24 protein-coding genes and 1 other RNA gene are annotated in these 26,924 nt (G+C 68.8%); 10 read left to right on the top strand and 15 right to left on the bottom strand.

All coding sequences use genetic code 11. The features are described 5' to 3' along the window. The first annotated feature begins 80 nt into the window (after positions 1–80). Together Q8N10_RS04300 and Q8N10_RS04295 are read left to right on the top strand one after the other, a co-directional pair. Positions 81–1,670 (top strand): flavin monoamine oxidase family protein, encoded by a 1,590-nt coding sequence (locus tag Q8N10_RS04300; protein ID WP_304775879.1) that lies wholly within the window; start codon positions 81–83, stop codon positions 1,668–1,670. Positions 1,671–1,672: 2 nt separating this feature from the next. After that, entirely contained in the window at positions 1,673–2,083 is a 411-nt protein-coding gene (locus tag Q8N10_RS04295; RefSeq protein WP_304775881.1) for a cytochrome c, read from the top strand. Between the two features lie 59 nt (positions 2,084–2,142). Here the strand turns inward: Q8N10_RS04295 and Q8N10_RS04290 are convergent, their stop codons facing one another. The 3 genes from Q8N10_RS04290 to Q8N10_RS04280 all read right to left on the bottom strand — a co-directional run bounded on the left by Q8N10_RS04290 (position 2,143) and on the right by Q8N10_RS04280 (position 4,399). Further along, positions 2,143–3,462, bottom strand: coding sequence for an acyl-CoA dehydrogenase family protein (locus tag Q8N10_RS04290; protein ID WP_304775883.1), 1,320 nt, complete (start codon positions 3,460–3,462; stop codon positions 2,143–2,145). Positions 3,463–3,545: 83 nt separating this feature from the next. Continuing rightward, the gene (locus Q8N10_RS04285) at positions 3,546–3,920 is read right to left on the bottom strand and encodes a VOC family protein (protein ID WP_304775884.1); all 375 of its coding nucleotides are present in this window, start codon (positions 3,918–3,920) and stop codon (positions 3,546–3,548) included. Between the two features lie 56 nt (positions 3,921–3,976). Then, a complete protein-coding gene (locus tag Q8N10_RS04280) occupies positions 3,977–4,399 on the bottom strand; it encodes a hypothetical protein (RefSeq protein ID WP_304775887.1) in 423 nt (140 codons plus the stop codon). A 233-nt stretch (positions 4,400–4,632) separates the two neighbouring features. Between Q8N10_RS04280 and groES the strand changes: the two genes are divergently transcribed. Continuing rightward, positions 4,633–4,920 carry a co-chaperone GroES gene (groES, locus tag Q8N10_RS04275; protein ID WP_304775889.1) on the top strand — a complete coding sequence of 96 codons (288 nt, stop codon included), beginning with the start codon at positions 4,633–4,635 and terminating at the stop codon, positions 4,918–4,920. 53 nt (positions 4,921–4,973) lie between these two features. Further along, positions 4,974–6,620 carry a chaperonin GroEL gene (groL, locus tag Q8N10_RS04270; RefSeq protein WP_304775891.1) on the top strand — a complete coding sequence of 549 codons (1,647 nt, stop codon included), beginning with the start codon at positions 4,974–4,976 and terminating at the stop codon, positions 6,618–6,620. Between the two features lie 66 nt (positions 6,621–6,686). On the opposite strand, the gene Q8N10_RS04265 is transcribed toward groL, so the two are convergent. Together Q8N10_RS04265 and Q8N10_RS04260 are read right to left on the bottom strand one after the other, a co-directional pair. Then, positions 6,687–6,902, bottom strand: coding sequence for a hypothetical protein (locus Q8N10_RS04265; RefSeq protein WP_304775893.1), 216 nt, complete (start codon positions 6,900–6,902; stop codon positions 6,687–6,689). Further along, positions 6,902–7,255, bottom strand: coding sequence for a phage holin family protein (locus Q8N10_RS04260; RefSeq protein ID WP_304775896.1), 354 nt, complete (start codon positions 7,253–7,255; stop codon positions 6,902–6,904). The genes Q8N10_RS04265 and Q8N10_RS04260 overlap by 1 nt, the downstream gene beginning before the upstream one ends. Positions 7,256–7,313: 58 nt before the next feature. On the opposite strand from Q8N10_RS04260, the gene Q8N10_RS04255 reads away from it, so the two are divergent. Then, positions 7,314–7,508: a 4-oxalocrotonate tautomerase family protein gene (locus tag Q8N10_RS04255; protein ID WP_304775899.1), complete on the top strand. Its 195-nt coding sequence runs from the start codon at positions 7,314–7,316 to the stop codon at positions 7,506–7,508. A 191-nt stretch (positions 7,509–7,699) separates the two neighbouring features. After that, on the top strand, positions 7,700–9,433 hold the full coding sequence (locus Q8N10_RS04250) for an ATP-binding protein (protein ID WP_304775901.1): 1,734 nt from the start codon (positions 7,700–7,702) through the stop codon (positions 9,431–9,433). 18 nt (positions 9,434–9,451) lie between these two features. Here the strand turns inward: Q8N10_RS04250 and Q8N10_RS04245 are convergent, their stop codons facing one another. From Q8N10_RS04245 to Q8N10_RS04220, 6 genes are all read right to left on the bottom strand, one after another. Then, positions 9,452–10,291 carry a TIGR00282 family metallophosphoesterase gene (locus tag Q8N10_RS04245; protein ID WP_304775904.1) on the bottom strand — a complete coding sequence of 280 codons (840 nt, stop codon included), beginning with the start codon at positions 10,289–10,291 and terminating at the stop codon, positions 9,452–9,454. A 9-nt stretch (positions 10,292–10,300) separates the two neighbouring features. Continuing rightward, the gene (locus tag Q8N10_RS04240) at positions 10,301–10,873 is read right to left on the bottom strand and encodes a 5-formyltetrahydrofolate cyclo-ligase (protein ID WP_304775906.1); all 573 of its coding nucleotides are present in this window, start codon (positions 10,871–10,873) and stop codon (positions 10,301–10,303) included. A 30-nt stretch (positions 10,874–10,903) separates the two neighbouring features. Continuing rightward, a non-coding RNA gene (gene ssrS / locus Q8N10_RS04235) (6S RNA) lies at positions 10,904–11,065 on the bottom strand. Positions 11,066–11,137: 72 nt separating this feature from the next. Continuing rightward, positions 11,138–12,784, bottom strand: coding sequence for a VWA domain-containing protein (locus Q8N10_RS04230; RefSeq protein ID WP_304775909.1), 1,647 nt, complete (start codon positions 12,782–12,784; stop codon positions 11,138–11,140). Positions 12,785–12,894: 110 nt separating this feature from the next. Beyond that, positions 12,895–14,694, bottom strand: coding sequence for a M2 family metallopeptidase (locus Q8N10_RS04225; RefSeq protein WP_304775910.1), 1,800 nt, complete (start codon positions 14,692–14,694; stop codon positions 12,895–12,897). A gap of 88 nt (positions 14,695–14,782) precedes the next feature. Continuing rightward, complete coding sequence (locus Q8N10_RS04220) at positions 14,783–14,956, bottom strand: hypothetical protein (RefSeq protein ID WP_304775912.1); 174 nt, start codon at positions 14,954–14,956, stop codon at positions 14,783–14,785. Between the two features lie 265 nt (positions 14,957–15,221). Here Q8N10_RS04220 and Q8N10_RS04215 point away from each other — a divergent pair, with 265 nt between their 5' ends. Both Q8N10_RS04215 and pbpC read left to right on the top strand, forming a co-directional pair. Next, on the top strand, positions 15,222–20,342 hold the full coding sequence (locus tag Q8N10_RS04215) for an alpha-2-macroglobulin (RefSeq protein ID WP_304775914.1): 5,121 nt from the start codon (positions 15,222–15,224) through the stop codon (positions 20,340–20,342). 162 nt (positions 20,343–20,504) lie between these two features. Then, positions 20,505–22,538 (top strand): penicillin-binding protein 1C, encoded by a 2,034-nt coding sequence (gene pbpC, locus Q8N10_RS04210; RefSeq protein WP_304775916.1) that lies wholly within the window; start codon positions 20,505–20,507, stop codon positions 22,536–22,538. Here the strand turns inward: pbpC and maiA are convergent. The 3 genes from maiA to Q8N10_RS04195 form a co-directional block, all read right to left on the bottom strand. Next, on the bottom strand, positions 22,535–23,182 hold the full coding sequence (gene maiA / locus Q8N10_RS04205) for a maleylacetoacetate isomerase (protein ID WP_304775919.1): 648 nt from the start codon (positions 23,180–23,182) through the stop codon (positions 22,535–22,537). The genes pbpC and maiA overlap by 4 nt on opposite strands. Before the next feature lies 1 nt (position 23,183). After that, complete coding sequence (locus Q8N10_RS04200; RefSeq protein ID WP_304775922.1) at positions 23,184–23,864, bottom strand: fumarylacetoacetate hydrolase family protein; 681 nt, start codon at positions 23,862–23,864, stop codon at positions 23,184–23,186. 81 nt (positions 23,865–23,945) lie between these two features. Further along, the gene (locus Q8N10_RS04195) at positions 23,946–24,536 is read right to left on the bottom strand and encodes a DUF4142 domain-containing protein (protein ID WP_304775925.1); all 591 of its coding nucleotides are present in this window, start codon (positions 24,534–24,536) and stop codon (positions 23,946–23,948) included. Between the two features lie 102 nt (positions 24,537–24,638). On the opposite strand from Q8N10_RS04195, the gene Q8N10_RS04190 reads away from it, so the two are divergent. Next, positions 24,639–25,844 (top strand): CaiB/BaiF CoA-transferase family protein, encoded by a 1,206-nt coding sequence (locus Q8N10_RS04190; protein ID WP_304775926.1) that lies wholly within the window; start codon positions 24,639–24,641, stop codon positions 25,842–25,844. A 22-nt stretch (positions 25,845–25,866) separates the two neighbouring features. Continuing rightward, positions 25,867–26,340 (top strand): cupin domain-containing protein, encoded by a 474-nt coding sequence (locus tag Q8N10_RS04185; protein ID WP_304775928.1) that lies wholly within the window; start codon positions 25,867–25,869, stop codon positions 26,338–26,340. Here Q8N10_RS04185 and Q8N10_RS04180 read toward each other — a convergent pair. Then, complete coding sequence (locus Q8N10_RS04180; protein ID WP_304775931.1) at positions 26,337–26,846, bottom strand: TetR/AcrR family transcriptional regulator; 510 nt, start codon at positions 26,844–26,846, stop codon at positions 26,337–26,339. The genes Q8N10_RS04185 and Q8N10_RS04180 overlap by 4 nt on opposite strands. Between the last annotated feature and the right edge of the window lie 78 nt (positions 26,847–26,924).

Below are 26,924 nucleotides of genomic sequence, written 5' to 3'. Positions count from 1 at the left end.
GGACCCGCTCCTGAGCTGACGGTTGGCGCCGGCGCCGCGCCGTCCCCTAGGCCTGGAGCCTGGCGTTCAGGGGGCGGCTTATGGAAGAGACCGGGAAGACGACGAGACGGCAGCTGCTGTCGACCATCGGGATGCTGGGCGGATCGGCCCTGATGTACAACATGATGACCACCCTCGGTTATGCCGCCGAGAGCCAGTTCACGGGACCGCCCAAGCTGTCGGGCGCGCGCAAGGGCGCCTCGGTGATCGTGCTGGGGGCGGGGCTGGCCGGGATGCTGGCGGCCTATGAGCTGACCAAGGCGGGCTACAAGGTCACGGTGCTGGAATACCAGAACCGCGCCGGCGGCCGGAACTGGTCGGTCTATGGCGGCGACACCATCACCGAGATGGGCGGGGCGACCCAGAAGGTGGGGTTCGCCGACGGCAACTATCTGAACCCCGGCCCCTGGCGCATCCCGCACAATCACCGGACCCTGCTGCACTACTGCAAGGCCTTCAATGTCGAGCTGCAGCCCTTCGTGCAGTTCAACCACAACGCCTATGTCCACAACACCGAGGCTTTCGGCGGCAAGCCGCAGCGCTTCAAGTCCCTGGCCGCCGACTTCGAGGGCAATGTCGCCGAGCTGCTGGGCAAGGCCATCGACCAGAAGGGCCTGGACGCCAGCGTCACGGCCCAGGATCGCGACCGCCTGAAGGAGGCCCTGCGCGAGTGGGGCATGCTGGATCGCGACATGAAGTACGCCAAGAACCTGCGCTCGTCCGAGCACCGGGGGTTCGCCCGCAATCCCGGCGGCGGGGTGGGCGGCGCGCCGTCGCCGTCGGAGGTGTTCGCCCTCAAGGACGTGCTGGATTCGAAGATCTGGCGGAACATGTCGTTCTTCATGAACGAGGAATTCCAGACCACCATGTTCCAGCCGGTGGGGGGCATGGGCATGATCGGCAAGGCCTTCGCCAGCCAAGTCCAGCCGCTGATCACCTACAACGCCAAGGTCACCAAGATCGACCAGGGCAGGAAGGGGGTGGCGGTCACCTATACCGACACCGGGACCGGCGTGGTCACCGAGGCCAAGGCCGACTGGTGCGTCTGCACCATCCCGCTGACGGTGCTGAGCCAGATCGAGAACAACATGTCGGAGAAGATGAACGCGGCCATCGCCGCGGTGCCCTACTCCAACTCGGTGAAGATCGGCCTGGAGATGAAGCGCCGGTTCTGGGAGGAGGACGCGGCCATCTATGGCGGCCACTCCTTCACCAACCAGGAGATCGGCCTGGTCTCCTATCCCAACAACAACTTCCTGCAGGATGGCCCCGCCGTGCTGCTGGGCGCCTTCGCCAGCGGGATGAGCGGCTATCACCTGGCCGGGATGACGCCGGAGCAGCGGATCGAGGCGGCCCTGGCCCAGGGGTCGGTCTTCCACCCGGAGAGCTATCGCAAGGAGTTCTCGAACGGCGCCTCGGTGGCCTGGAACCGCGTGCCCTGGATCCTGGGCTGCTGCGCCCGCTGGACCGAGGAGACCCGCGCCGCCCACTACCAGGACCTGGTGGCTCTCGATGGCCGCGTGGTGCTGGCCGGCGAGCACGCATCTTACGTCGGCTGCTGGATGGAGGGCTCCCTGCTCTCCTCCCTCGACGCCATCACCCGTCTGCACAAGCGCGCGCTGGAGGCCTGAGCATGAAGATGATTTCCAAGCTGGGCCTGGTGGTCGCCCTCACCCTGGCCGCGCCCGCCATGGCCGACGAGCCGGGGCCCGGGGGCAGCAAGCCCCCCGTGCCGAAGACCGGGGAGGAGGTCTACCGGATGGTCTGCCAGACCTGCCACATGGCCGACGGCAAGGGGGCGGTGGGGGCGGCGGCCTTCCCGTCCCTGGCCAGCAATCCGAAAATGAAGATGGCCGCCTATCCCATCGTCATGGTCACCAAGGGCCGGGGCGGCATGCCCTGGTTCGGCGACATGCTGAGCCCCGAACAGACCGCCGCGGTGATCACCTATGTGCGGACCAACTTCGGCAACGCCTATCCCGAGCCGGTGACCGCGGAGGACGTCAAGCGGCTGTCGCCGCCGCCGGCGACCGCGGGCCACTAACGAAAAGAGGCGGGGACTGTCGCCCCCGCCTCTCATTCCGTCTCGATGTGGCGGAACGACTAGTTCCGGAAGACGGCCGCCGTGGAGGCGTCGGCCGGCATCTCGCGGTACTGGCGCAGTTCGTTGCGGCCCACGACCATGTGGTGGACTTCATCGGGGCCGTCGGCGATCCGCAGGGTGCGGGTCGAGGTGTACATGCGGGCCAGCGGGGTGTGCTGCGACACGCCCAGAGCGCCGTGCATCTGGATGGCCTGGTCGATGATCTCGCAGACCCGTTCCGGAACCAGGGCCTTGACCATGTGGATCCAGATGCGGGCTTCCTGGTTGCCCAGGACGTCCATGGCCTTGGCGGCCTTGAGCACCATCAGGCGCATGGACTCGATCTCGATGCGGGCGCGGCTGATCTTCTCGATGTTGCCGCCCAGCTGAACCAGCGGCTTGCCGAAGGCTTCGCGGGAGAGGCCGCGGGTGACCATCAGGTCCAGGGCCTTCTCGGCCTGGCCGATGGCGCGCATGCAGTGGTGAATGCGGCCAGGGCCGAGGCGCAGCTGGCTGATCTCGAAGCCGCGGCCCTCCCCCAGCAGCATGTTCGACGCCGGCACGCGGACGTTGTCGAAGATGATGTGCATGTGGCCGTGCGGCGCGTCGGGATCGCCGAACACGTTCATGGGGCCGACGATCTTCACGCCGGGCGCGTCGGTGGGGACCAGGATCTGCGACTGGCGCAGGTTGGGCGGACCATCCGGGCTGGTCTGGACCATGGTGATCATGATCTTGCAGCGCGGGTCGCCGGCGCCGGAGATATAGTGCTTCTCGCCGTTGATGACGTACTCGTCGCCCACCAGGGTGGCGCGGGTGTTGACGTTCTTGGCGTCCGACGAGGCGGCGTTGACCTCGGTCATGGCGAAGGCCGAGCGGATCTTGCCGGCCAGCAGCGGCTCCAGCCACTGCTTCTTCTGCTCAGGAGTGCCGACGCGCTCCAGGACTTCCATGTTGCCGGTGTCGGGCGCGGCGCAGTTCATGGTCTCCGAGGCCATCGGGTTCTTGCCCAGCTCGACGGCGATATAGGCGTAGTCGAGGTTGGACAGGCCCTCGCCGGTCTCGGCGTTGGGCAGGAAGAAGTTCCACAGGCCCTCGGCCTTGGCCTTGTCCTTGGCCTTTTCGAGGACTTCCAGCTGGCCCGGCGCATAGGACCAGATGTCGGCCTTGCCCTCGCCCAGACGGTGGAACTCCGCCGACATCGGGTTGACGGTTTCCTTGATGAAGCGCTTCACATGCTCCAGCAGCGGCAGGGCCTTCTCGGACATCCGCAGGTCGTTGAGCTCGTCCATCGGGTTCAGCTTGAAGCTGGACTGGGCCTTGTCCTGGGTCTCGCTCATCGGGTCTCTCCTGCGGATTGTTGGTTGCCGCCAGCTTCGCGCACTTTCCGCCGAAATCCAAACAAGCGTTTCAATTTACAGCGTCAGGCCGGACGCGCCGGCCCCGCACCGTGGCACACCGCCTCGATGTTGTGCCCGTCCGGGTCGAGGACGAAGGCGCCATAGTAGGTGGGGTGATAGTACTCGCGCAGGCCGGGCGAGCCGTTGTCGCGGCCACCGGCCGCCAGGGCCGCGGCGTGAAAGGCGTCCACCGTGGCGTGGTCGGGCGCGCTGAAGGCGACATGGCAGTAGCCCGCCTTGTCCCCCTGGCCGATCCAGAAGAACGGGCGGCTCGCACCATAGCCCGAGGCGTCCTCCATGGAGACCAGCCGGGTCAGGCCGAGGGGCGCGAGCGCCTTGTCGTAGAAGGCCTGGGCGGCGGCGTGATTGGCGACCTTCAGGCTCACATGGTCCAGCATCGGCGTCCCTCCTCGGTTTGACCCGAGGCTAGGACGCCCTGCCGGCTTGGCAATCCCTACTTGGCGGGCAGCTTGTCGGCGCCTTCGCAGGCGGCCGACACCAGGGCCTTGTCGTCGGCGCTCTCCACCTTCTTGGCGGTGGCCGAGCGCCAGGTGTCGGACAGGGCCAGGGGCTTGGACGGCGCGTAGGAGCCGATCAGCACGATCGTCCGGGCCCGGCAGTCGAGGGCCACGACGCTGCCGACGCCGTCGGCGGCGCCGGGGGCCGAGGGACCCAGGCGCGGGGTGGCGCCCGGCTTGCCGATCGCCTGCAGCACCACGACCTTGCCAGAGGCGCTGTCGCGATAGGCGTAGTCGGTGTCGTAGGACCACTGCAGGCCCTTGTCGGTGACGGCGCTGTAGGGCTTCCAGGTCTCGGCGCTGGCGGCGGACGCCACGGCCGCGACGGACAGGGCGGCGAGCGCGATGAGGCGACGCATGGATATTCTCCTGGGATTTCTAGGTTCTTCCCTCGCAGAACCCTTATCCGGGCGGTCCCCCGGGGGCCAAGCGGATTCGCCCGCGAACCCCTTTCGCCTCCAGCCAAGCTTGACTCCAGAGCCTTGGGACCCTACCTCCCGGCCGTCGTTAGCACTCAGGGGCCGCGGCTGCTAACGGTCGGCCCCTTGTGCGACGCAATCCATTCAACCGTTTCGAACGGAGAGAAAAAGACATGGCGTTTCGTCCCCTGGGAGACCGCGTGCTGATCAAGCGCGTCGAAGAAGAGGAAAAGACCAAGGGCGGGATCATCATTCCCGACACCGCCAAGGAAAAGCCGCAGGAAGGCGAAGTCGTCGCCGTCGGCCCCGGCGCCCGTGATGACAGCGGCAAGATCCAACCCCTGGACGTGAAGCCGGGCGACAAGATCCTGTTCGGCAAGTGGTCGGGCACCGAAGTGAAGATCGACGGTCAGGACCTCCTGATCATGAAGGAAAGCGACGTCCTGGGCGTGGTTGAATAACCACCTCCTCCGCTCTCCTCCCCTCCATAAAACTCTGAAAGAGCTGAACAAAAATGGCCGCTAAAGACGTCTATTTCTCCTCCGACGCGCGTGACCGCATGCTGCGCGGCGTCAATGTCCTCGCCAACGCCGTGAAGGTGACCCTGGGTCCCAAGGGCCGCAACGTGGTGATCGAAAAGTCTTTCGGCGCCCCGCGCTCCACCAAGGACGGCGTCTCGGTCGCCAAGGAAATCGAACTGTCTGATCGCTTCGAGAACCTCGGCGCGCAGATGATCCGCGAAGTCGCCTCCAAGACCAACGACAAGGCCGGCGACGGCACCACCACCGCCACCGTCCTGGCCCAGGCCATTGTCGTCGAGGGCCTGAAGTCGGTCGCCGCCGGCATGAACCCGATGGACCTGAAGCGCGGCGTCGACAAGGCCGTCACCAAGGTGCTGGCCGAGATCAAGGCTTCGGCCAAGAAGGTCACCACCAACGCCGAGATCGCCCAGGTCGGCACCATCTCCGCCAACGGCGACACCGAAGTCGGCGAGATGATCGCCAAGGCCATGGCCAAGGTCGGCAACGAAGGCGTCATCACGGTTGAAGAAGCCAAGACCGCTGAGACCGAACTCGACGTCGTCGAAGGCATGCAGTTCGACCGCGGCTACCTGTCGCCCTACTTCATCACCAACGCCGACAAGATGGAGGTCGAACTCGAAGAGCCTCTGATCCTGCTCTACGAAAAGAAGCTGACCTCGCTGCAGCCCCTGCTTCCGGTCCTGGAAGCCGTGGTCCAGTCGGGCCGTCCCCTGCTGATCATCGCCGAGGACGTCGAGGGCGAAGCCCTGGCCACCCTGGTGGTGAACAAGCTGCGCGGCGGTCTCCGCGTCGCCGCCGTCAAGGCGCCGGGCTTCGGCGATCGCCGCAAGGCCATGCTGGAAGACATCGCCATCCTGACCGGCGGTGAGCTGATCAGCGAAGACCTGGGCATCAAGCTCGAAAACGTCGGCCTGGAAATGCTGGGCAAGGCCAAGAAAGTCTCCATCACCAAGGACGACACCACCATCGTCGACGGCATCGGCGCCAAGGACGCGATCGAAGGCCGCATCGGCCAGATCAAGCGCCAGATCGAAGACACCACGTCTGACTACGACAAGGAAAAGCTGCAGGAACGTCTGGCCAAGCTGGCCGGCGGCGTCGCGGTCATCCGCGTCGGCGGTTCGACCGAAGTCGAAGTGAAGGAAAAGAAGGACCGCGTCGACGACGCCCTCAACGCGACCCGCGCGGCCGTGGAAGAAGGCATCGTCCCCGGCGGCGGCGTCGCCCTGCTGAAGGCCTCCAAGGCTCTGGACGGCTTCAAGGGTGACAACGCTGACCAGGAAGCCGGCGTCGCCATCGTGCGCCGCGCCCTGCAGGCCCCGATCCGTCAGATCGCCGAAAACGCCGGCGTCGAAGGCTCGATCGTGGTCGGCAAGGTCATGGAAAACAGCTCGGCGACCTTCGGCTTCAACGCCCAGACCGAAGAGTATGTGGACATGGTCGCGGCCGGCGTCATCGACCCGGCCAAGGTGGTCCGCACCGCCCTGCAGGACGCGGCCTCGGTCGCCGGCCTGATGATCACCACCGAAGCCGCGATCGTCGAGGCGCCCAAGAAGGGCGGCCAAGGCGGCCCCGACATGGGTGGCGGCATGGGCGGCATGGGCGGCATGGACTTCTAAGTCCAGGCCCCTAACGCGCTTAAGATTGAGGGCGGGGCCGCGAGGCTCCGCCCTTTTTCGTGCGCGCTACTGGCGTTTGAGCTTTTCGAGCAGCGGGCTCAGCTCGCCCCTGATCTCGTAGACGCCGACATCCTTGACCATCTGCGGGGTGGCCCATTCCGGCCACGGCTCGATGACCTCGATGTCGCGGAAGGCGGTGGTCAGGGCGCCCGGTGACTTGGCCCTGATGAAGGCCCACTCGACCCCCAGCTCGCCCTTGTGACGGATCAGGAAGGTCGCCATCAGTCGGACTTTCCGTCGCCCAGCACGACCCCGCCGGTCCAGCTGACCACGCCCACGATGATCGAGGCGAGGATGCCCGGGATCAGGCCCGAGATCGTGAAGCCCGGCAGCAGCAGGGCCACCAGCCCGATCATGGCGGCGTTCACCACCAGCAGGAACAGGCCGAGCGTCAGGATGGTGAGCGGCAGGGTCAGCAGGAAGACGATCGGCCTGACGATGGCGTTGACCAGCCCCAGCAGCAGCGCGGCCAGCAGCAGATCCAGCCAACCGGAATAGGAGACGCCGGCCAGGACCACGGCGGCGAGCCAGAGACCCAGGGCTGCGATCAGCACGCGGGCGAGGAAACGGGACATCGGCGAACTCCGGCCTTAAGGACGAGGCGACTTAAGCCACAGCATCCAGGAAGGCTCCATGCCCTACGTCAATATCCGCATCACGCCCGGCGCCACCCAGGCCCAGAAGGAAGAGCTGATCGCCGGCGCCACCGAACTGCTGGTCAAGGTGCTGAACAAGAACCCGCAGACCACCTTCGTGGTCATCGACGAGGTGGAACGCGAGCATTGGGGCGTGGGCGGACAAAGCATCGCGGCGCGGGACAAGGCCTGATTTTCAGCCGCCGCCGGGGCGGGGCCCAAAGAGCCTTCCCGAAAAGCTGGCCGAAGACCTCTAAGGCCAGCTTCCCGCCACCTCGCCAGCGGAATTTTGGTCTCCGGCGCCAAAAACGAAGATTTCATGTTTGCCGGCCTAGGTTGACGAAGGGGAATTCGACACGCTCAAAAGGGGGGCCGGCTGGAAACATGACGCTGCGCGGCCTGCTCAACGAACAGCTGGATATCGTCGGCGCGGAATCGCGCGCGACCCTGGGGATCCGCCTCGTCCTCACCTTCGTCAGCGGCCTGCTGCTGGGCCTGAATTTCGGACCCGCGCTTGCGACGATCTGGCTCTGCGCCGTGGCGGCCGGCGAGGCCTGGACCTGGTGGGTCACCCGCGAGCCCGCCGCCGGCCGGCCCAATTCCATGACCAACCGCCTGCTCTATGTCGGAGCCACGGTGGCGGTCAGCCTGTTCTGGTCCGGCGCGGCCTGGATGTACTGGCGGACAGGGTCCCAGGCCCTGCAGCTCACCTGCATCGCCATCTCCGCGAGCCAGATGATCCACGGCCAGTGTTTCGCCTTCCGCTCCAAGCTTGCGCTCGGCATCCTGACCGGTATCCCCGCCGCCCTGCTCATCGGCCTGCTGATGCTGGACGGCGGGTTCAGCGGCGCGCCGCTGGTCACCCTGGCGATCAGCCTCAGCCTGGCGGTGCTCTACGTCTTCAACAGCGCCGTGGTGAACATGCGCAGCGCCCAGGCCCTGGAGGACGCACAGGCCACGGCCATAGAGGCCAACCAGGCCAAGTCCGCCTTCCTGGCCATGATGAGCCACGAGCTGCGGACCCCGATGAACGGGGTCCTGGGCATGGCCCACGCCCTGAAGCAGACCCGTCTGGACGAGCGCCAGGGCGCCCAGGTGGAGATGCTGATCCGCTCGGGCGACGGGCTGATGGCCATCCTCAACGACATTCTCGACGTCTCGAAGATCGAAGCCGGCAAGCTGGATCTGGAGGAAATCGCCTTCGACCTCACCGAGGTCGGCGCCAGGGTGATCGACCTGTGGCGGGAGACCGCCAGCGCCAAGGGCGTCGAGCTCAGCTACGAGCTGGCGCCTGGCGCGCCGCGCTGGCTGGCCGGCGACCCCAACCGCATCCGCCAGATCATGCTGAACCTGGTGTCCAACGCCTTGAAGTTCACGGACGTCGGCGAGGTGCGCCTGTCGGTCCGACCGGTGATCGCCCAGGGTGAAGAGTCCGCCTGCTTCGAGATCGCGGTTTCCGACACCGGCATCGGCATCGCGCCTGAGCAACAGGCCAAGCTGTTCCACGCCTTCGCCCAGGCCGACGCGGCCACGACGCGCAAGTTCGGCGGCACGGGCCTCGGCCTCGCCATCTGCCGTCAGCTCACCGACCTGATGGGCGGCGTGATCATGGTGGAGAGCGAGCCTGGCCGGGGGTCGGTGTTCCGGGTCACCCTAGAACTGCCCCGCGCCGACGCGGTCGACCTGGCCGAACCCGAGGCGGCGAACGGCGGGCTTTCGGGCCTCACCCTGCTGGTCGCCGAGGACAACCCGATCAACCAGGCCGTGGTCCGCGCCGTCCTGGAGGCGGTCGGCGCGCGTCTCGAGACCGCCAACGACGGCGCCGAGGCCCTGGACATGCTGCGGGAGAAGGCCTTCGACCTCGTGCTGATGGATGTGCACATGCCGCGCATGGACGGCATCGAGGCCCTGCGCCGCATCCGCGCGGGCGAGACGGGCGACCCGCGTCAGCCGGTGATCGCGCTCACCGCCGACGCCATGCCGGGCGAGGATCAGAAGCTGCTGGCCCACGGCTTTGACGACGTGCAGCCCAAGCCGATCCAGCCCATGGCCTTGATCGCCGCCATCCTCGACGCCTGCGAGGCGCGTGCGGACATGGCGGAAACGGAAGTCGCCTGAACCAGGTCGTCGGCCGGGCTACTCCGCCGCCACGGCGTCCAGGACGGGCACGGTTTCCGACAGCCGCCCGCCGATGCGGATCGGCTCGACCCGGCGGGCCAGGCCCGTGGCGTCGTCGGTCTCCACATAGACCCCGCAGACCGTGGCCGGACCTTCGGCCGGCTTGTAGCGGCCGCCCGAGATGCGGGTGGTGAAGCGCCGCAGGGGCTCTTCCTTCTGGTTGCCGATCACGCTGTCATAGTCGGCGCAGGCGCCGGCGTCGGTCTGGTAGGCGGTGCCACCGTTGAGGATCTGGCAGTCGGCGGTGGGGACGTGGGTGTGGGTGCCCACCACCAGGCTGGCGCGGCCGTCGCAGAAGTGACCCATGGCCATCTTCTCGCTGGTGATCTCTGCGTGCATGTCCACCACGATGGCGTCCACGGCCATGCCCAACGGGCAGGCCTCCAACTCGCGGTCCACGGCGGCGAAGGGGTCATCCAGGCTGTCCATGTGGACGCGGCCCAGCACATTGATCACCAGGATGCGCTGGCCCTTGTCGGTCTCGAACATCTGCGAGCCGCGGCCCGGCGTGTCGGCGAACAACGGATAGTTCACCGGCCGGATCAGGCGCGGTTCGCGCACGATATAGGTGAGCGCCTCCTTCTGGTCGAAGGAGTGGTTGCCGAGCGTCAGGCAGTCGGCCCCGGCGTCGAACAGTTCGCGGGCGGTGTTCTCGGTGATGCCGAAACCCGCCGCGGCGTTCTCGGCGTTGATGATGACGAAATCCAGGGCCAGCCTGCGGCGCAGGGCGGGCAGATAGTCGGCGATCCCGTCGCGGCCGGCTCGGCCCACCACATCCCCGAAGAAAGCAAAACGCATTGATAGTCCTTAGATGTTCTGGACTTCCCTATAGCCCGTTTCCGTGAGGATGGCGTCCAGCCTCTGGTCGTGCGGGTCAAGATCCATCGGTTCGACCTCCTGGCCGGCATAGGCCAGGCCCAGGACAAAGACCGGCCGGCTCGAGCGAAGGCTCTCCAGGGTCCGATCATAATGACCTCCGCCCTGGCCCAGGCGGCCGCCCCGGCGGTCGAAGGCCAGCAGGGGGGCGATCACCAGGTCCGGATGCAGTCCAGGGGCGGAGGGCGGGGGCGCCGGCACGCCGACGGCGTCGGGAACCAGGGTGTCGCGGGAATCCCAGGCTCGAAAGACCAGGGGCGCGTCGCGCGACAGGGCCACGGGCAGGGTCAGCATGGCGCCGGTCGCCGCCAGCCTGCGGATCAGCGGGCTGGGGTCAAGCTCCGATCCCAGGGCATGGTAGCCGCCGAAGGCCGCGAAGGCCGGCAGCCGTTCCAGGGGCAGCAGGGCCGCGGCCCGCTCGGCCGCATCGGGGGCCGCGATGGCCAGGGCCTTGCGCAGCACGCGAAGGCGCGCCCGCTGCTCGGTCTTGGAGGTCGGGGACAAGGTCTCTCACCCTGAGGGAGGGAAAGGGTGGCGGCGCCGCGAGAGCCGTGAAGGACGGTTAAAACCCCCTCGGACCTGGTATACCAGGTGGGCGCCATATGCCCGGGCCCACGAGCCCGGACAGGGACAGCTCCCGTAGAGAGAATTAAGGTCTCTGGGATTTGTTGCCTTCGACGAGATCCGCAGCAGACCCGCCGAGGATCAAGATAGGCCCCCGGGGTCGACTTCTCAAGCGCCGCCACGCGATCACCGGGGCCGGCGCGGCTATTTCGCCAGCCTCAAGTTGTCGATGGAGCCTGCGATGGCGTCGAAGGCGGCCTGCAGATCGTCGACATCCTGCACGTCGTAGAACTTGTCCGGCGTCGAGGCGCAGTTCTGCAACAGGGACGAGGAGCCGCTATTGACCTCCACCCGCACCGTATAGACCACGATGTCCTTGGCCTTCACGGCTGAACAAAGCAGCGCCAGCCGGGTGTCGATGGCGTTGGCGCGCACGTTACCGTCCGACGAGGTGGTGCCCAGCATGTTCTGCCAGATGTAGCCCAGGCCGCCATAGAACGAGCCGTTCGATTCCCCGCTCCTGGAGGGATTGTTCATGGTGTTATTGCCGTCGGTCATCAGGATGATGATCTTGCGGACGTGGGCGGTGCCGTAGGGCGAGCCGCCGGTAAGCGGTCCGGAAGGCGCCACCGCATGCCAGCCCCAGACCAGGCCCAGGGGAATGTTGGTTTCCCCCACCGCGGTCATATTGGTGATGCCGGTCTTGATGGAGGCGCTGCTGGTGGTCAGGGGGATGACGGGCTGCAGGGTGCAGCCGGCGTTGGGGCCCAGGGAATAGGCGCCGTAGGCCGAGCCATCGAGGCTGAAGGCCCCCGAGCGCGCCATGCTGCCGCCGGCGTACTTGGCTGTCCGGCGCTGCTTCTGCCGGGCGGTCAGGCCTGAGGCGCCGCCATCGTTCATGTAGTTGTTGTAGTGATTGCTGTCGGGCTCGTCGGGCCAGAAATATGGAATGAACATCGAGGCCGGGGTCGCCGAACTCGCCGCGTCCTCCCGGATGTCATAGGGCTGGCGGCGCTGCTCGACGCAGCCGCCCCAGGACTGACCAATGTTCTTCATCATCGTGAAGCGGTCGGTCTTGGTGGTGGAGCCAGAGCTCACCTCGAAGATGTCGTTATTGGTGGACCCCGACCAGTGCGCGGAGGCCAGCGGGTCGATCCAGGTGGGAATGCCCGGCCCGGTGCGGTTCGTGGGGTTGTAGCTGGTCAGCGCCGTGGTCCCCTGCACGCGGACCGTGGTGGAGAACGGCACCAGGGCGATCTTCAGGGGGTCGGTCTGAACGCTGCGCGCCGAGGCCTCCACCAACTTGTCCACCAGGGCCGCCGCGGCGTCCTTGAGGGTGGCGAGCTTCGTGCCCTGCATGGAGCCGGTGTTGTCGAGCACCAGGGCGATCTCGAGCCGGTCGAGGGAGCGCACGACCTCGGCGTTGGCCTTGACGTTGGTGTGGTTCCAGACGCCGGGCGCCAGGGCCGGGGGCGTCACCTCGGCGTAACCCACCACCTTGTCGCCGACGAGGGTGAAGTTCGAGGCCACCAGGGTGGCGCCGGCCGGCAGGACCAGGTTGGCGGTGAGGGCGGCGTCGCCCACCGCGTCCACCGCGCCGCTGGTCGTGCCGGTGGAGCGCGCGGCGAAGAGGGCCGCGGCGTCCAGGGCGTCCTGCAGGTTGTTGCGCTGGGTCGAGGCCAGGTAGATGTCGAACATGCCCAGCATCAACGGGGCGAGCAGGATCAGGGAGACCGCGAAGAACACCGCCGCGGCGCCGTTCTCGTCCCGGGCGCCGGCCACGCAGCGGCGCAGCAGCCGCACCCGCCAGTCCATCGCCCGAGCCTTGTCTTGGTCCAGTTTCGCGCGCACGCCACGCTCCCGATCTCAGGAATATCGGGGAAGTTTCGCAGATCAGCGTAAACGAAAGAGGCGCCCCACAGGGTAAACGGCGCCGCAAGGAAATCCCCGAGGCGCCCCGCTCACCAGCCGCAGCGCTCGCCCTTGTTCTGCTGGGTCAACCAGCCGTTCAGAGGCTTGAAATACTCGGTGATGGCGCTGCCGTCGGTATGCGTCTCGCCCGAATAGACCTTGAGGGTCTCCTGCCACGGCTGGGAGTTTCCGAGCTCCAGCATGGCGTTCAGCTTCTCGCCCACATCCTTGCGGCCATAGAGGGAGCAGCGGTGCAGCGGCCCCTTCCAGCCCATCTGCTTGCAGGCCGCGCGCTGGAACTGGAACTCGTAGTTGAAGGCCAGGAAGTAGCGCATGTAGGGCACGCTGGCGGCGATGTGGTACTTGGCGGCCGGATCAAAGGCGTCGGCGGGACGCGGACCGGGCGGGGCCAGGCCCTGATACTGGCCCCGCAGTTTCCACCAGGCCTCATTGTAGTGCGCCTCGTCCACCTGGCCGGAGAACACCTGCCAGCGCCACTTGTCGATCATCAGGCCGAAGGGCAGGAAGGCGATCTTGTCGAGCGCCATCTTCAGCAGATAGGGGATGTCCTCCTCCGCGCCTGGGACCTTTTCCAGCAGGCCGATCTGATTGAGGTAGGTGGGGGTGAGGGCCGACATGCCGGCCAGGTCCCCGACCGCCTCGTGGAAGCCGTCATTGGCCGAGCCCTTGAAGAGATAGGGCTGAGCCGAATAGGCGCGCTGGTAGTAGTTGTGACCCAGCTCGTGATGGACGGTGTAGAAGTCGTCGGCGTTGACCTTGAAACAGGCCTTGATGCGGATGTCGTCGCGGTCGTTCACGTTCCAGGCCGACGCGTGGCAGGTGACCTCGCGGTCCCGCGGCCGCTCCAGCATCGAGCGTTCCCAGAAGGTCTTGGGCAGGGGCGCGAAGCCCAGGGACGAATAGAAGGCTTCCCCGGTCTGGGTCATCTTCACGGGCGTATAGCCGTGAGCCACCAGGAGCTTGTCCAGATCATAGCTGGAGGCCGCGGTCTTGGGCGCCACCACGTCATAGATGTTGCCCCAGGTCTGGGCCCACATGTTGCCGGTCAAGTCAGCGCGGATCGGGCCGGTGCGCGGCTGGACCGCATCGCCGTACTTGTCGTTCAGCCGGGCCCGCACATAGCAGTGCAGGTTCCGGTAGAAGGGCTCCACCTGGGTCCACAGCCGGTCGGTCTCGGCGGCGAAGGCGTCAGGGTCCATGTCGTAGTTGGAGCGCCACAGCGCCCCGGTGTCGGCGAAGCCCAGGCCCTTGGCGCCCTCGTTGGTCAGGGCGGCCGCCCTGGCGTAGTCGGCCTTCATCGGCGGGGAAACGGTGTGCCAGCCCTCCCAGACCGCCTTCAGCTCGGCGGGGTCGCGGCTGTTGGCCAGGATGTCCTCGGCGTCATTCAGGGTCAGGGCCTTGCCCTTGTGCTGGAACTTGCCGGTGGAATAGGTGGAGTCGAGCCTGGACTGCAGGCCGGCGAGTTCGGCCGCCGCGCCGGGCCGGTCGGGCGCCGGCGAGGTGAGGAACAGCTTCAGCAGCTTCAGCTTGCGGGCGGTCACCGGGTCGACAGCGACCCCGTCATACTTCGCCGCCTGCTTGGCGTAGCCGGTGGCCAGCACATTCTGCTCGGCGCTGGCCTTGGCCTCGAGCCACTGAGTGTCCTCGGTGATGTAGGTGGCGCGGACCCAGGAAGAGCGGGCGGCGTATTCGCTGAAGGCGGCGAGATCGGCCTCAGCCTTGTCGGCGAAGGCCTTGGCTTCCGCCGGGGTGGGCTTTGCGCCTTGGGCGGCGGCCGGCCCGAAGGCCAGCAGGGCGACCGCGGTGGCGGCCAGAAGTTGGGATCGCATGCGAGGGATGTCCTTGCGCGTCAGGGTCGCGGCGCGTCTGCGCCGCCATGACCGCGATGGGACGTCCAGGCGCGTCGGCGGTCAAGCGCTAGGCGCGCATCTCAGAGGCGGCGCGGCGGATGGTGTCCTCCACCGCGGCCTGGGCGCCCGACTGACTGCGATCCAGACCGGTGGCGACGGTCTCGCCGTCCAAGTCATAGACCGACCACGACCAGCCAAGCTCGGCATGGGCCAGCGAGTAGGCGAACGGTTGGTCTGTCATGGGCGGCCTCGCGTTGTTGCGTTGCAGCAAGAATGCTTGATGACGACTCCAACGCACCTTTGTGTCAAGCGGTTGCGCGCTTCATGCAGTGCGGCGCGCAACATCTTCGTGTCCAGTCGGGCGGCCGCAGACGCAACAGCGGGACACAACGGTTCCGCGCCGTAAAATCAGCCCGCAAATCCTCCCCGACAGGGCACGCCAATTGACCTTGGCTAAGCTTTGCCCTCCCCTCTGGCCACGACAGTGGTCATCCGGGGAGGGGGCGATGGCTCCGAGCGACGAGACGCCGACCGAGGGCGCGCCTGAGCCCATGCCCCGGCCCGATGCCGCCCCGCAACGCCCCGCCTCGACGTTCCGTGGCCGCCTGCGGGGGTGGACCGATCGCGCGCGTTCCAGCCGTGTGCCGGGCCTGCTGGCCGCCGGCCTGCTGGTGGTGGCCTTCGGCGGCGGCTTCATCGCCGCCAAGGGCGTGGACGGCATGTCCCTGTTCGGCGCCGGCAAGTCCGGCCCCGCCGCCAAGCTGGAGCCAGGCGCCCAAGGCTGGTCCTTGTTCGGCAAGCCCCGCAACGCCAACGCGCCCCGCCGTGGCGTCCCCAAGCCCGAAGGCTTCGCCGTCTGGCGCTCGCGCATCGACACCTCCAAGCCTGAGCCCCTGGCCTGCGTCGAGCTGACCCGTCCGCTCGATCCCGCCAAGTCCTATGCTGACTATGTCCTGGTGGCGCCGGACATGGGGGGCAGTCCCGCCGTCTCGGTGAAGGGCTCGGAGCTTTGCGTCGCGGGCGTCGGCTTCACCGACCGCCGCGTGACCCTGCTGAAGGGCCTGCCCGCCCGGGGCGGCGAACTCCTCGCCGCAAACGCCGACGTCGACTTCACCTTCGGCGAAAAGCCCCCCTATGTCGGCTTCGCCGGCGAGGGCGTGATCCTGCCGCGCGAGGACGCCGACGGCGTCGGTATCGAGACCGTGAACGTGTCACGCCTCTATGTGGAGGTCTGGCGCGTGGTGGACCGCAACCTGGTCCGCAAGTCGATCAGCGCGCCCGATCCCACGCCCGAGGGCCAGTATTCCGACGACTACGGCTCCGACAGCCCCGACGACGAGGGCCGGATCGTCTGGAAGGGCGAGGTGGCGGTGAACGCCCAGAACGTCGGCGACCGCACCACCACCGTCTTCCCCCTGGGCGCCGTGCTCAAGGAAATGAAGCCGGGCGGCTACGTCATCAAGGCGCGCGACGCGTCCGGCGGCCGGGCGATCAAGGGCGACGACGGCGAGACCCTCGACCCCAATCCGCCGGCCCAGGCCAGGCGCTGGGTGATGTTCACCGACATGGCGCTGTCGGCCTATGACGGCTCCGAAGCCCTCGATGTCGTGGTCCGCTCGCTGAAGACCGCCAAGACCCTGCCGGGCGTGAAGGTCACCCTGGTGGCCCGCAACGGGGAGGACCTGGCCGTGGCCAACGCCGACGCCTCGGGCCGCGCGCGCTTCGACCACGCCCTGCTGGAGGGCGAAGGCCCCGCCGACGCCAAGATGGTGATGGCCTACGGACCGGCCGGCGACCTCGCCGTGCTCGACCTCGACCGCGCCCCTGTCGACCTGTCGAAACAGGGCATCGGCGGCCGCACCACCGAAAGCCCGGACGGCGGCGTGGCCGGTCGTTCGGTCTCCACCGCCGTCGACGCCTACATCTATGGCGATCGCGGCATCTATCGCCCCGGCGAGACGGTGCACCTGAACGCCCTGCTGCGCGACCGTGAGGTCAAGGCGGTGAAGGATCGCAAGGGCGCCATCGTCGTGCGCCGTCCGTCCGGCGTGGAGTTCAAGCGCTACGCCTTCGACCGCGCCCCGGCGGGGTCCGTCGGCGCCGATGTCGTCCTGCCCAAGAGCGCGCCCCGCGGCCGCTGGACCGCCAAGGTCGAGATCGACGGCCTGGAGCAGCCCGCCGGGACCCTGAGCTTCTCGGTCGAGGACTTCGCCCCGCAGCGGCTGGCGGTGACCACGGTCGGCCAGGAATCCGTTCCGCTGAAGGCAGCGGAGATCCGCAATGTCGATATCAACGCCCGCTTCCTCTACGGCGCTGCCGGCGCCGGCCTGCAGGTGCAGGGCGAGGCGCGGCTGAAGGTCGACGCCGATCCCTTCCCGCAGTTCGAGGGCTATCAGTGGGGCGACCAGGTCAGCCCCTTCGAGGAGAAGTATCTCGCCCTCGGCCAGACCGTCACCGACGGCGAGGGCCGGGCCACCCTGAAGCTGTCGGCCGCCGAGGCCGGCGACACCCCCCAGCCCCTGTCGGCCGTCATGACCGCCAGCGTCTTCGAGCCCGGCGGCCGGCCGGTGCGCGAGGGCCTGAACCTCAAGGTCCGCACCAAGGCCCTCTATCTGGGGGTCAAGGTCGACCAGGGTGACTCAGGCGGCAGCGGGGATCCCACCATCGCCCTCAACGTCATCGCCGCCGACGCCATGGGCAAGCGGACGTCGGCCAACGGCGTGGCCTACAGCCTGATCGCCGAGAACTGGGACTATGACTGGTACCAGCAGGACGGACGCTGGCAGTGGCGCCGGACCAGCCGCGACGTGGTGGTGCAGAAGGGCGCGCTGAACGTGGGCGCTGGGGCTCCCGCCCGCATCGCACGCCGTCTCGGCTGGGGCGACTATCGCCTCGAGCTCACCGGACCGGGCGGCGCCAAAAGCGTCATCCGCTTCGCCTCGGGTTGGGGCGCGCCGGCCAAGGACGTGGAGGCCCCCGACTTCGTGCGGGTCAGCGCCGGGGCCCAGGCCTACGCCCAGGGCGACACCGTCGAGATCACGCTGAAGCCGCCCTATGCCGGCGAGGCTCAGATCGCGGTGGCCACCGACCGGCTGATCGACTTCAAGACCGTCACCGTCGGCAAGGAGGGCGCCACCGTGCGCCTGAAGACCAACGGCGCCTGGGGCGGCGGGGCCTATGTCCTGGTGAGCGTGGTTCAGCCCCGCGATCCGGTGGCCGCGCCCAAGCCGCGCCGGGCGCTTGGCCTTGTCTACGTCCCCCTCGACCCGAAGAGCCGCAAGCTCAGCGTCGAGCTGAACACCCCGGCCAAGGTGGACTCCAAGGCCCTGCTCAGCGTGCCCATCACCATCAAGGGCGCCGGCCTCGGAGGCCGGGCGCACGTGACCCTGGCGGCCGTCGACGAGGGCATCCTGCGCCTGACCAAGTTCGACAGTCCCGATCCGGTGAAGTGGTACTTCGGCAAGAAGGCCCTGACCCTCGGCTACCGCGATGACTACGGCCGCATGCTCGACCCCAACCTGGGCGCGCCCGCCAATGTCAGCTTCGGCGGCGACGAGATCGGCGGCGAGGGCCTGACGGTCACCCCCATCAAGACCGTGGCCCTGTGGTCGGGCGTGGTGGAGACGGGCCTGGACGGCAAGGCGGTGATCAAGTTCCCGGCGCCGGACTTCAACGGCGAACTGCGGCTGATGGCCGTGGCCTGGACCGACACCGCCGTGGGGTCGGCCTCCAGGCCGCTCACCGTGCGCGAACCGGTGGTGACCGAACTGTCCCTGCCGCGCTTCCTGGCGCCCGGGGACAAGGCCTTCGCCACCCTGGAACTGCACAATCTGGAGGGCAGGGTCGGCGCGTATGTCGCCCAACTGACCTCGTCGGGCGGCATACTGGCGCCGTTCAAGAAGGCCTATCAGCTGGCTCTCAACCAGCGGGTCGCCGAGCGGATCGCCTTTGACGCCCCCACCCGCGCCGGCATCGGCAAGGTCGGGTTCACGGTCTCAGGCCCGGGCTTCACGACCACGCGTGACTATCCGATCCAGACCCGCCTGGGCTGGAGCCCGGTCACCCGCACCACCATCGAGTTGCAGCGCCCCGGGACCAGCTACACCCCGACGGCCGACCTGCTGTCGGGCCTGGCGGCGGGAGACGCGACGATGCAGGTCAGCTACTCGCCGTTCCGGGGCTTCGACCCCGGGCCGATCGCTGTGGCCCTGTCACGCTATCCCTATGGCTGCACCGAGCAGACCATTTCGGCGGCCTATCCCCTGCTCTATGCCCAGGAGGTCAGCAGCGACCCGAAGGTGAAGCGCTCCTCCGCCGCCCTGGCCGGCGCCGTCGGACGCCTGCTGGACCGCCAGACCCTCGACGGGGCCTTCGGCCTCTGGCGGGTCGGCGACGGGGAGGCCGACGCCTGGCTGGGCGCCTACGCCACCGACTTCCTGATCGAGGCCCAGCGCGCGGGCGTGCCCGTGCCGCAACAGGCCGTCGACCGGGCGCTGTCAGCCATGCGCCAGATCTCCCAGCCCACCGGCTGGGTCCCGATCTCCTACCGCACGGAGTATCCCGAGTGGTGGGCGGGCTCGCCCGACGCCTCCAAGAAGGCCACGGCCAGCATGCGCAGCCGCGCCTCGGCCTACGCCCTCTACGTCCTGGCCAAGGGCGGCCGGGGCGACCTGGGCCGCCTGCGCTGGTGGCACGACGTGCAGATGAGGAGCGAAAGCTCACCCCTGGCCAAGGCCCAGGTGGGCGCGGGCCTCGCCCTGATGGGCGACCACGCCCGGGCCCGCTCGGCCCTGCGCCAGGCGATCCGCAGCCTGGGCTATCGTGAGGAGAGCGACTGGTACCAGAGCCCGCTGCGGGACCTGGCGGCCGTCATCGCGCTCGCCTACGAGGCCGGGGAAAGCGGCATGGCGCGCGGCCTGCAGGGCCGGCTGGAGAACGCCGTGAAGGACCCTGACAGCCTCAACACCCAGGAGCAGGCTCGCCTGCTGCAGGCCGCCCACTTCATGCTGAAGGCGGCCGGACCGATGAAGGTCACCGCCGCCGGCGCCACCCCGCTCAGCCCGGCGGGCGGAGCGCCGCGCTGGGCGGTGGGCAAGCTCTCGGCGGCCAGCTTCACCAACGGCGGCAATGCGCTCTGGCGGACGGTGACGGTGACGGGGACCCCCATCGCCGCGCCGCCGGCCAGCGAGAGCGGCATCACGCTCAGCAAGCGGCTGGTGGGCTTCACCGGCGGCGCGGTCGATCCCCGGGGCTTGCGCCAGGGCGACCGGGTGATCGTCGTGGTGTCGGGACGCTCCAGCCAGGCGCGCTCCATGGCGCTGGTCATTGACGATCCGCTGCCGGCCGGCTTCGAGATCGAGACGGTGCTGGGACCGGACGACGCCCAGAACGGACCGTTCCGGTTCCTGGGAACCCTGACCGGCGCCGACGTCCAGGAAAGCCGCGACGACCGCTATGTCGCGGCCACCGACCTGGCGGGCAAGGCGAGCTTCTCCTTCGCCTATGTCGCCCGCGCGGTGACCGCCGGCGACTTCCTGCTCCCCGGCGCCCAGGCCCACGACATGTACCGCCCGGCGCTCAACGCCCGTACGGCCGCGGACCGGACAACGATCACGCCGGGGCCGTAGCTGTAAGTGGACTGGCGTCAAATCTTCCTGCTCCGTTTACGGGGGAGGGGGACCGCGCGGAGCGTGGTGGAGGGGGCAAGACCGGGCGCCGAGCCTGAGGTCGCCCCCTCCACCGGTTCGCGGTCCCCCTCCCCCGTACCCGTTGGTCACGGGGGCGGAAAGGTGCGCCGCATCACCCTGGCGCTCCTCGCCCTGCTCGCGGCCGAGACGGCGGTGTTCGCCCTGGACGCCCTGCTGCCGCCGGATCTGTCGCGCGCCCAGCGGTCCTCACCGGTGGCCCTGGACCAGCGCGGCGCCTGGCTGCGCGCCCTGCCGGTGGAGGACGGGCGATGGCGGATCCGGACCGACCTGGCGCGGACGGACAAGGTCTTTCAACGCCGCCTGGTGGCCATCGAGGACGCGCGGTTCTGGCTGCATCCCGGGGTCGACCCCATCGCCGTGATCCGGGCGGCGGGCTCGGCGATGGTTCGCGGCCGGGTGACCTCCGGCGCCTCCACCCTGACCATGCAGACCGCCCGCCTGCTGGAGCCCCGCCCCCGGACCCTCGGCGCCAAGCTGATCGAGATGATCCGGGCGGTGCAGATCGAGGCGCGCTATTCGAAGCGCGAAATCCTGGCCCTCTACCTGACGCTGGCCCCCTACGGCGGCAACCTGGAGGGGGTGCGGGCCGCCAGCCTCTCCTATTTCGGCCATGAGCCGGAGACCCTGACCAACAGCGAGCAGGCCCTGCTGATCGCCCTGCCCCAGTCGCCCGAGGCCAGGCGGCCCGACCGCCGCCCCGATGCGGCGCGCACCGCCCGTCGCGCAGTGCTGGACAAGATGGTCCGGGCCCGGCGCATGACCGAGGCCGAGGCCAGCGAGGCCGACAGCGAGCCCCTGCCCGGCCGCGCGCCCTTCCCCGCCATGGCTTGGCATACGGCCGGAGAACTGGCCCGCGCCGCGCCCGCCTCCCAGGCCTCGGTGGTCTCGACGATCGACGCCGGCCTGCAGTCGCGGCTGGAGCCCCTGGCCGCCGCCGTCTCCCGCGCCCAGGGGCCGGAGGACACCGCCGCCATCCTGGTGGTGGAGATCAAGAGCCGCGCCGTCCGCGCCGCCGTCGGCTCCGGTGGCCTGGAGCGTCCCGGGGGCTGGATCGACATGACCCGCGCCATCCGCTCGCCGGGGTCGACCCTCAAGCCCTTCATCTACGGCTTCGCCTTCGACGACGGCATCGCGGCGCCCGACACCGAGATCAATGACGCCCCGCGCCGCTTCGCCGACTATCAGCCGGAGAACTTCGACCGGGTCTTCCATGGCAAGGTCACGGCGCGGGAGGCCCTCTCCCACTCCCTCAACGTGCCGGCCGTCGAACTGCTGGAAAAGGTGGGGCCGTCCTCCTTCGAGGCGCGGCTGGCCGCCGTTGACGTGACCCTGGTGCGACCGCGGCGGCAGCTTCGCACGCCGGGCCTGGCCATCGCGCTCGGCGGTGTCGGGATCAGCCTGCGGGACCTGGCGGTGCTCTATGCGGCGCTCGGCGACGGTGGCGTGGCCAAGCCGCTGGCCTGGACGCAAGCCGAGGCCAAAAGGCGCCCGCGACAGGGGGGCGACCGGCTGATGCGCGGGGCCGCCGCCACCCAGGTGCTGGACATTCTGCGCGAGACCCCGCCACCGGCCGGCTCAAGCCCCGCGGCGCTCACCAAGGGCCGGCCGCTGATGGCCTTCAAGACCGGCACCTCCTACGGCTTCCGCGACGCGGTGGCGGCGGGCATTGTCGGCAAGTACGTGATCCTGGTCTGGACCGGCCGGGCCGATGGGGGCGCGCGGGGCGGCCTCACCGGACGCGACGCGGCCCTGCCCCTGCTGTTCGACGTCGCCGACCTGCTGGACGCTCCGGCCGCCGCCCCGCGCCCCATCGCGCCCCGCGCGGCGCCGGAGGCCCTGCGGAAGCTGGACACCGTCACCCCCGGCCCACGCCTGATCTTCCCGCCGGACGGCTCGGCCGTGCAGGTGGAGAGCTTCGGCCCCAAGTCTCGGGGCCTGGTCCTGGCCGCCGGCGGCGAGGGCCTAGCCTGGTACATCGATGGCGAGCCCCTCGCCCGCGACCCGGTGTCGGGCCGCGTGGTCTGGCGGCCCAAGGGCCCCGGCTTCTACCGCCTGATGGTCATCGACAGCGAGGGCCGCAAGGTGACCGCAAGGGTCCGGGTTCGGGGGAACTAGGCCGGGATCGCGTCCGGTTGGTTCTCGGGCAGGGCGGCGATAAAGGCTGGGTGCTCCTTGGACCGCAAGCCCACCGCCTGGATCGCCGGCCAGGCGTCCAGCTCCACCTTGTAGCGGGCCGCCGAGTAGATCTGCGGGATCAGGCAGCAATCGGCGATGGTGGGCGTGTCGCCGAAGCAGAAGCCCCTGCCGTACTTGGCGATCATCGGCTCGAGCGTGTTGAAGCCGTCGACGATCCAGCGCTCGGTCCACTTGGCGCGGCGCGGGGCGGCGACGTCCATGGCCTCCAGGGCCCGCTGCACCCGCATGTTGTTCAGGGGGTGGATGTCGCAGGCGATGATCCCCGCCATGGCGCGGACCCGAGCGCGGTCGAGTGGGTCCCTGGGCAGCAGGGCGGGTTCCGGATGGGTCTCGTCGAGATATTCCAGGATCGCCAGGCTCTGGGTCAGGACGTCGGTCCCGTCGCCCAGGTCCAGGGTCGGCACCAGGCGCTGGATATTGACCGCGCGATAGGCCGGCTTGTGCTGGGCGCCGGCCACCAGGTCGACGGGCTCGTAGACGTAGTCGAGGCCCTTGAGCGCCAGGCCGATGCGCACGCGATAGGGGGCGGTGGCCCGCCACTGGGAATAGAGGATCAGGCTCATCTCAGGCGACCGTGAAGCTGAGGGCGCCGACGCCGTCGACTTCGCCCTCGATCTTGTCGCCGGCCACGATGGCCGCGACGCCTTCCGGCGTGCCGGTGAAGATCAGGTCACCGGGCGCCAGGGCCCAGAGCTTGGAGGCTTCAGCGATGATCTCGGCGACGTTCCAGATCATGTCGGCCACGACGCCTTCCTGTTTCACCGTCCCGTTGACGGAGATGGCGATGCGGCCCTGCGGCGCGGGGCCCGTCCAGGGCTTGATGGCGGAGATCGGGGCCGAGGCGTCGAAGGCCTTGCCGGCTTCCCAGGGCTGTCCCTTGTCCTTGGCGGTGTTCTGCAGGTCCCGGCGGGTCAGGTCGACGCCGACCGCGTAGCCGTAGACCAGGTCCAGGGCGCTCTCGACGGGCACGTTCGAGCCCCCGCCCTTCAGGGCCACCACCAGTTCGATCTCGTGGTGCAGGTTGGCGGTGCGGGTCGGATAGGGGACTGGGGCCCCAGGCACGACGATGGCGTCGGCGGGCTTGGCGAAGAAGAAGGGCGGATCTCGGTCGTCACCCCCCATCTCGCGGCGGTGGGCGGCGTAGTTGCGCCCCACGCAGTAGATACGGCGGACGGGGAAGAGGGCGCTCGAGCCCTCGACGGGGACGCAGGCCTGGGCCGGCGGAGCAAGGACGTAATCGGTCATGAGAGCCGCCTTACGCCCGCGCCGGGGGGAAGGGAACCCCGCCCCCACGCACGCGGCGTGAAGAGCGGGGCTCCGTGCCGCCTACATCATCTTGTCGGCCATCATCTTGGCCATGTCGTGGTGGCCCTTGACCACCGGGGCGGTGGCGGTGGCGAAGGCCTTGAGGGCCGGGACGTCGCCGCCGTCGGCATAGCCCTGCATCAGGTTCAGCGCCACCTGGTGAGCCACCACCTGGCCGTCGACGTACATCTTGTCGAAGCCCGCGGCGTCGGCGGCCTTCAGGCTGTCCAGCATCGCCTGCTTGTCGGCGGGCAGGGCGGCCGGGGGCGTCATGGTCTGGCCCGAGTCGGCGATGGCCTTCTTGAGGTCGGCGCTGGACTTGGTGTGGGCCGCGATCATCTCGGCCGCGAACTTCTTGACCTCGGCGTTGGTGGACTTGGTCTGGGCGACCTTGGCGGCCTCGATCTCGAACATGTCGCTGGCGGCGGCCATCGGCACGAAGTCGGTGGCCATCGTCACCGCGGCGGGCGCGGCGGGCGCAACGTCGGCGGCCGGCATTGCGGCCTGGTCGGCGGCGACGGTGTCGGTCGCCGCAGGATCGGCCTTCTGGCCACAGGCGGCGAGGGAAAGGGCGGCGATGCACGCGCCCGCGATCAGCAGATGACGGCTCATGGGGAAGCTCCTGATTGACATACAGAGGTCTGGGCGGGTCCAACGACCTGCCCGCGCATTCCAAACTCACGGAAGCGTGAACATGTTCCGGGGAGCCGAAAAATGACTGACGCCGCCGAGGGTCCGCTCAAGGACCTCGTGGTCATCGAGATGGGGACCCTGATCGCCGGCCCCTTCGCCGGACAGATCCTGGGGGACTTCGGGGCCCGGGTGATCAAGATCGAGGACCCCAAGGTGGGCGACCCCATGCGCCAGTGGGGCCGCAGCCTGCCCCAGGGCCTGTCGCCCTGGTGGCCGGTGATCGGCCGCAACAAGCAGTCGGTGGGCCTGGACCTGCGCACGCCCGAAGGCCGCGCGATCGCCGGGGACCTGATCGCCAAGGCCGACGTGCTGATCGAGAACTTCCGGCCGGGCACCATGGAGAAGTGGGGCTTGGGCTATGAGGCGTTGTCGGCCATCAATCCGCGTCTGATCATGGCGAGGGTCTCTGGCTTCGGCCAGACCGGTCCCTACGCCACCCGCGCCGGCTACGGCCTGATCGGCGAGGCCATGGGCGGCCTACGCCACGTCACGGGCGAGCCCGACCGCCCCCCGGCGCGGGCCGGCATCTCGATCGGCGACAGCCTGACGGCCATGCACGCGGTGATGGGGATCACCATGGCCCTGCACCACCGGGCCAATACCGGCCGCGGGCAGATGCTGGACGTGGCCCTCTATGAGAGCGTGCTGGCGGTGATGGAGAACCTGGTCACCGAGTACGACCTCACCGGCTATGTTCGCGAGCGGTCGGGCTCGATCCTGCCCGGCATCGCGCCGTCCAACGTCTATCCCTGCGCGCAGGGCGAGTTGATCCTGATCGGCGGCAACGGCGACACCGTCTTCGCCCGGCTGGCGCAAACGATGGGTCGGCCCGAGTTGGCCAAGGACCCGAAGTTCGTCGACCACGCCTCGCGCGGGGTGAACCAGGGCGAGCTGGACGACATCATCGCCGACTGGACCAAGGATTTTGCGCTGGCCGACCTGCTGACCCTGCTGGAGGCCGACGGCATCCCCTCGGGCCGGATATTCCGCGCACCGGACATGCTGGAGAACGAACAGTTCCAGGCGCGCGACACCATCGTGGAGACCGACCATCCGGTGTTCGGCAAGATCAAGATGCAGAACACCTTCCCAAGGATGTCGGAGACCCCGGGCAAGGTTCGCTGGCCGGGGCCCACCCTTGGCCAGCACACCGACGAGGTGTTGACCGGTCTGGCGGGCCTCGACGCCGCGAGGGTGGCGGAGCTGCGGGCCAAGGGCATAGTCTAGGGTCTGCGCCGGAGGCCGAGCGATGTCCGATATTCCGCAAGACGCCTGGAAGCACACCGGGGTCCGCGTGGTGCCTGGCGACCAGCTCGACACCAATACCCCCCAGACGCCCGGCATGGACCGGGCCGCGGCCATCAACTTCGCCCGGGTTGGAGCCCAGAAGCTCTGGGCGGGCACAGTCCACATCCACGCCGACGCCAAGACCGGCGCCCATCATCACGGTCCCCTGGAGAGCGTCATCTATGTTCTGAAGGGCCGGGCCCGGATGCGCTGGGGCGAGAAGCTGGAATTCACCGCCGAGGCCGGTCCCGGCGACTTCATCTATGTCCCGCCCTATGTGCCGCACCAGGAGATCAACGCCTCGGCCGATGAGACCCTGGAATGCCTGCTGGTGCGCAGCGACAGCGACGCGGTGGTGGTGAACCTGGACATCGAGCCGGTGGAGAAGCCGGAAGGGGTCGCCTGGGTCGACCCGATCCACAAGGCGCCAGGCTAGGCGGAGTAGCGCTCCACCAGCTTCATCAGCGCGTCCTCCAGCCCCGGATCGGCCAGCACCGGGGAACCCTCCAGCACCGCGGCGCGGATCACCCCGATCACCGCGCGGCTGATGACGAAGCGGTCCAGGCGGTCGCCAGGGTGGCGCTCGATCAGGCGGTTGGTGGTCTTCTCCTCGGCCGCGATGTGCTCGGTGGCCAGGATCGCCTTCAGGCAGGCCCGCCGCGTGGTCGGGCGGTCGGCCATGATGGCGATCTGGGCGCGGATCGCCAGGCGCGCGGGCGAGACCCCGTCCGGCCCTGCGGCCGCGATCAGCTGCGCCCTTACCTTGGCGTTCTCGGCCAGCGCCATGGCCACCAGGATCGAGGCCTTGTCGGCATGGTATTGGTAAAGCGTGCCGATGCTGATCCCCGCGCGCTCGGCGATCGCATTGGTGGTAAGCGCCGCCTCCCCCTGACTCTCCAGAATCTGAGCGGTGGCCTCGAAGATGGTCGCCTGGGTCGCCACCGCCCGAGCCTGTCTCGGTTGTCGGCGTTGGGTTTGCGCCATGCGCCCGGGGGCTCCGTGAAAGACGAGTAGCCGAAC

Source organism: Phenylobacterium sp., assembly GCF_030693625.1.
Lineage (GTDB): Bacteria > Pseudomonadota > Alphaproteobacteria > Caulobacterales > Caulobacteraceae > Phenylobacterium > Phenylobacterium ferrooxidans.
This window is presented reverse-complemented; position numbering and strand designations above follow the sequence as displayed.

Excerpts from the sequence above, each read along its gene's own strand:
- Q8N10_RS04215 (WP_304775914.1), top strand. The coding sequence starts at position 15,222 with ATGGCTCCGAGCGACGAGACGCCGACCGAGGGCGCGCCTGAGCCCATG.
- Q8N10_RS04265 (WP_304775893.1), bottom strand. The coding sequence starts at position 6,902 with ATGGCGACCTTCCTGATCCGTCACAAGGGCGAGCTGGGGGTCGAGTGG.
- Q8N10_RS04280 (WP_304775887.1), bottom strand. The coding sequence starts at position 4,399 with ATGCGTCGCCTCATCGCGCTCGCCGCCCTGTCCGTCGCGGCCGTGGCG.
- Q8N10_RS04285 (WP_304775884.1), bottom strand. The coding sequence starts at position 3,920 with ATGCTGGACCATGTGAGCCTGAAGGTCGCCAATCACGCCGCCGCCCAG.
- Q8N10_RS04295 (WP_304775881.1), top strand. The coding sequence starts at position 1,673 with ATGAAGATGATTTCCAAGCTGGGCCTGGTGGTCGCCCTCACCCTGGCC.
- Q8N10_RS04225 (WP_304775910.1), bottom strand. The coding sequence starts at position 14,694 with ATGCGATCCCAACTTCTGGCCGCCACCGCGGTCGCCCTGCTGGCCTTC.
- groES (WP_304775889.1), top strand. The coding sequence starts at position 4,633 with ATGGCGTTTCGTCCCCTGGGAGACCGCGTGCTGATCAAGCGCGTCGAA.
- Q8N10_RS04245 (WP_304775904.1), bottom strand. The coding sequence starts at position 10,291 with ATGCGTTTTGCTTTCTTCGGGGATGTGGTGGGCCGAGCCGGCCGCGAC.
- Q8N10_RS04290 (WP_304775883.1), bottom strand. The coding sequence starts at position 3,462 with ATGAGCGAGACCCAGGACAAGGCCCAGTCCAGCTTCAAGCTGAACCCG.
- Q8N10_RS04195 (WP_304775925.1), bottom strand. The coding sequence starts at position 24,536 with ATGAGCCGTCATCTGCTGATCGCGGGCGCGTGCATCGCCGCCCTTTCC.
- Q8N10_RS04190 (WP_304775926.1), top strand. The coding sequence starts at position 24,639 with ATGACTGACGCCGCCGAGGGTCCGCTCAAGGACCTCGTGGTCATCGAG.
- Q8N10_RS04200 (WP_304775922.1), bottom strand. The coding sequence starts at position 23,864 with ATGACCGATTACGTCCTTGCTCCGCCGGCCCAGGCCTGCGTCCCCGTC.
- maiA (WP_304775919.1), bottom strand. The coding sequence starts at position 23,182 with ATGAGCCTGATCCTCTATTCCCAGTGGCGGGCCACCGCCCCCTATCGC.
- Q8N10_RS04260 (WP_304775896.1), bottom strand. The coding sequence starts at position 7,255 with ATGTCCCGTTTCCTCGCCCGCGTGCTGATCGCAGCCCTGGGTCTCTGG.
- groL (WP_304775891.1), top strand. The coding sequence starts at position 4,974 with ATGGCCGCTAAAGACGTCTATTTCTCCTCCGACGCGCGTGACCGCATG.
- Q8N10_RS04220 (WP_304775912.1), bottom strand. The coding sequence starts at position 14,956 with ATGACAGACCAACCGTTCGCCTACTCGCTGGCCCATGCCGAGCTTGGC.
- Q8N10_RS04250 (WP_304775901.1), top strand. The coding sequence starts at position 7,700 with ATGACGCTGCGCGGCCTGCTCAACGAACAGCTGGATATCGTCGGCGCG.
- Q8N10_RS04185 (WP_304775928.1), top strand. The coding sequence starts at position 25,867 with ATGTCCGATATTCCGCAAGACGCCTGGAAGCACACCGGGGTCCGCGTG.
- Q8N10_RS04300 (WP_304775879.1), top strand. The coding sequence starts at position 81 with ATGGAAGAGACCGGGAAGACGACGAGACGGCAGCTGCTGTCGACCATC.
- Q8N10_RS04255 (WP_304775899.1), top strand. The coding sequence starts at position 7,314 with ATGCCCTACGTCAATATCCGCATCACGCCCGGCGCCACCCAGGCCCAG.